The sequence below is a fragment of the Pseudonocardia pini genome, from assembly GCF_013870575.1.
GTDB lineage: Bacteria > Actinomycetota > Actinomycetes > Mycobacteriales > Pseudonocardiaceae > Pseudonocardia > Pseudonocardia pini.
This window is the reverse complement of sequence record NZ_JACBXB010000788.1, coordinates 1-2,551: the sequence shown is the minus strand read 5'-3', so window position 1 is coordinate 2,551 and position 2,551 is coordinate 1. Positions and strand designations below refer to the sequence as shown.

At 72.8% G+C, this 2,551-nt stretch carries 3 protein-coding genes; 2 read left to right on the top strand and 1 reads right to left on the bottom strand.

Annotated elements, in window-relative coordinates; genetic code table 11:
• Positions 1-577, bottom strand: a 577-nt coding sequence (locus H5J29_RS28940; protein WP_181784149.1) for a TrmH family RNA methyltransferase, incomplete at its 3' end; no start/stop codon positions are given.
• A gap of 138 nt (positions 578-715) precedes the next feature.
• On the opposite strand from H5J29_RS28940, the gene H5J29_RS28935 reads away from it, so the two are divergent.
• Positions 716-2,224 carry a glutamate-cysteine ligase family protein gene (locus H5J29_RS28935; RefSeq protein ID WP_181784148.1) on the top strand — a complete coding sequence of 503 codons (1,509 nt, stop codon included), beginning with the start codon at positions 716-718 and terminating at the stop codon, positions 2,222-2,224.
• Positions 2,225-2,337: 113 nt separating this feature from the next.
• On the top strand, positions 2,338-2,551 hold a 214-nt coding region (locus H5J29_RS34480), incomplete at its 3' end, for a hypothetical protein (protein ID WP_220188064.1).

Below are 2,551 nucleotides of genomic sequence, written 5' to 3'. Positions count from 1 at the left end.
CCGCCCCACGGAGGAGCTCCAGGGAGTCCGGCCAGGGGTCCGGCAGGTGCGCGAACGGCACCCGCAGCACGTGCCCCATCGAGACCCGGACCGAGCGCCGGTAGAGCGGGTCGGCGCAGCGGGGGCCGAGCAGGATCCCGTCGACGCCGAGTGCGGCGGCGTTGCGGAACAGCGAGCCCAGGTTCTCGTGGTCGTTGACCGCCTCGCAGACGGCGAGGACCCGGGCGGAGCGGGCGAGGGTGGCCGCGTCGACCGGGGCCGCCCGGTCCGCCACCGCCAGCACCCCGCGGTTGAGGTGGAAGCCGACGGTCGTGGCCATCGTGTCCGCGTCGGCGGCGTAGGCCGGGACGTCGAGGTGCGCCAGCTCGGCGGAGAGCTCCTCGATCCGCCTGGGTACCCCCAGCAGGGACCGGACGGGGTAGGGCGAGTCCAGCAGGCGGCGGACGACGACGACCCCTTCGGCGATCACCAGCCCTCGGCCACCCGGACGGTCGGGGCGACGGTCCGCCGTCGTGAGGTCGCGATAGTCGTCGAGCCGCGGGTCGGCGGGGTCGGCGACGGTCGTGATGATGGCCACGATGACCGATCGTCCCAGGTCGCCTGCCGTTCGTCGCACCGGGTCGCCCGGTCAGCCGGTACCGCCATGTTCGGGGATGTGCCACGGTGGATAGTCGCGGCCCCGAAGGGGCAGGCAGGTAGGAGGCTTCGGGACAGCATGGGCCAGGACGTCGACCGGACCCGGTTCAGTCGGCGGGAACGCCAGCGGTATCGAGCCAAGGTGCAGCGTTGCCTCGAGGCGTTGACGACGATGCTGCGGGAGCACCCGTTCGCCGAAGACGATCCGATGACGGGCATCGAGGTCGAGCTCAACCTCGTCGACGAGGCACTCTCCCCCGCCATGACCGGCCGCGAGGTGCTGGAGGCCATCGGCGGGTCGGAGTACCAGACCGAGCTCGGCCGGTGGAACATCGAGCTCAACCTCCCGCCCCGCCCACTGCCCGGTGACCAGTGGCGCCATCTCGAGCACGAGCTGCTCGACGAGCTGGCCGTCGCCCGCGCCAAGGCCCGGGACTGCAAGTCCCAGCTCGCCATGATCGGGATCCTGCCCACCCTGGACCGCAGCCACCTCGTCGCGGAGTCGATCTCGGCTGACGACCGGTACGCCGTGCTCAACGAGCAGATGCTGGCGGCGCGGGGCGAGCCCATCCACGTCGACATCTCCGGCGGGGACCCGGGCGGCAAGCACGCCGTCGCCGCCGAGCGGCTCACCGCCGACTTCGAGACGATCGTGCCCGAGGCCGCCTGCACCTCGATGCAGCTGCACCTCCAGGTCTCGCCCAGCTCGTTCCCGGCCTACTGGAACGCGGCGCAGTGCCTCGCCGGCGTGCAGCTCGGGCTCGGCGCGAACTCGCCCTTCCTGCTCGGCTCGCGGCTCTGGGCCGAGACCCGGATCCCGCTGTTCACCCAGGCCTGCGACGTCCGGACGGTCGAGCTGCGCAACCAGGGCGTCCGGCCGCGGGTGTGGTTCGGTGAGCGCTGGATCTCCTCCGTGCTGGACCTGTTCGCGGAGAACGCGCGGTACTTCCCGGGGATCGTCCCGTTCCCCGGGGACTCGGACCCGATCACCACCCTGCGCGAGGGCGGCGTCCCCGACCTCGACGAGCTGCGGCTGCACAACGGCACGATCTGGCGGTGGAACCGCCCCGTCTACGACGTGGCGGACGGCCAACCGCACATCCGCCTGGAGAACCGGGTGCTGCCCGCCGGGCCGACCGCCGTCGACATGGTGGCGAACGCGCTGTTCTTCTACGGGCTGCTGCGTGTGCTGGTGGAGGCGGACCGCCCGCTGTGGCAGTCGATGTCCTTCGAGGCCGCCGAGGAGAACTTCACCACGGCCGCCCGGCACGGCATGGACGCCCCGCTCTACTGGCCGGGGACCGGCTGGATCAAGCCGGACGAGCTGGCCCTGCGCAAGCTGCTGCCCCTCGCCCACGAGGGCCTCTCCCGCTGGGGGGTCAGCACCGCGGTCCAGGACCGGTACCTCTCGGTGATCGAGCAGCGGTGTGTGACGGGGCGGACCGGGGCGACCTGGCAGCTGCAGACGGTCGCGGCGCTGGAGCGGCGCGGATCCAGCCGGGCCGGTGCGCTGGCCGGGATGCTGGAGCGGTACCTGGAGTTCTCGGAGGCCAACGAGCCCGTGCACTCCTGGGCACTGCCCGCCTGACCCTCGACCTGGACCGGTCCCGTTCACGATCGTGAACGGGTTCCGGGATCGGCCGCGGGAGCCGCCCCGGCTTCCTAACCTCCCCTCGTTCGACTCGCGAGGGGACGCAGCACATGTCGGGGTTCCGGTTGTTCGGCAGGCCAGAGGCCGTCGTGCGCGAGGTCGAGCCCGGGAGCGCGACGAGCCACGCCCGGCCCGCCCGCCGCGCGGAGGACCTGCTCGCCCCGCCCGGGTCCGAGCTGGGGTTCGTCCAGGATCCGAGGTGGGGTGGGGGTGGTGGAGCAGCCGCTGTGGGTCGGGCAGGGGCCGTGGGCGGGGCAGCCGCCT

Coding starts and splice junctions, on each gene's coding strand:
- H5J29_RS28935 (WP_181784148.1), top strand. CDS start 716: ATGGGCCAGGACGTCGACCGGACCCGGTTCAGTCGGCGGGAACGCCAG.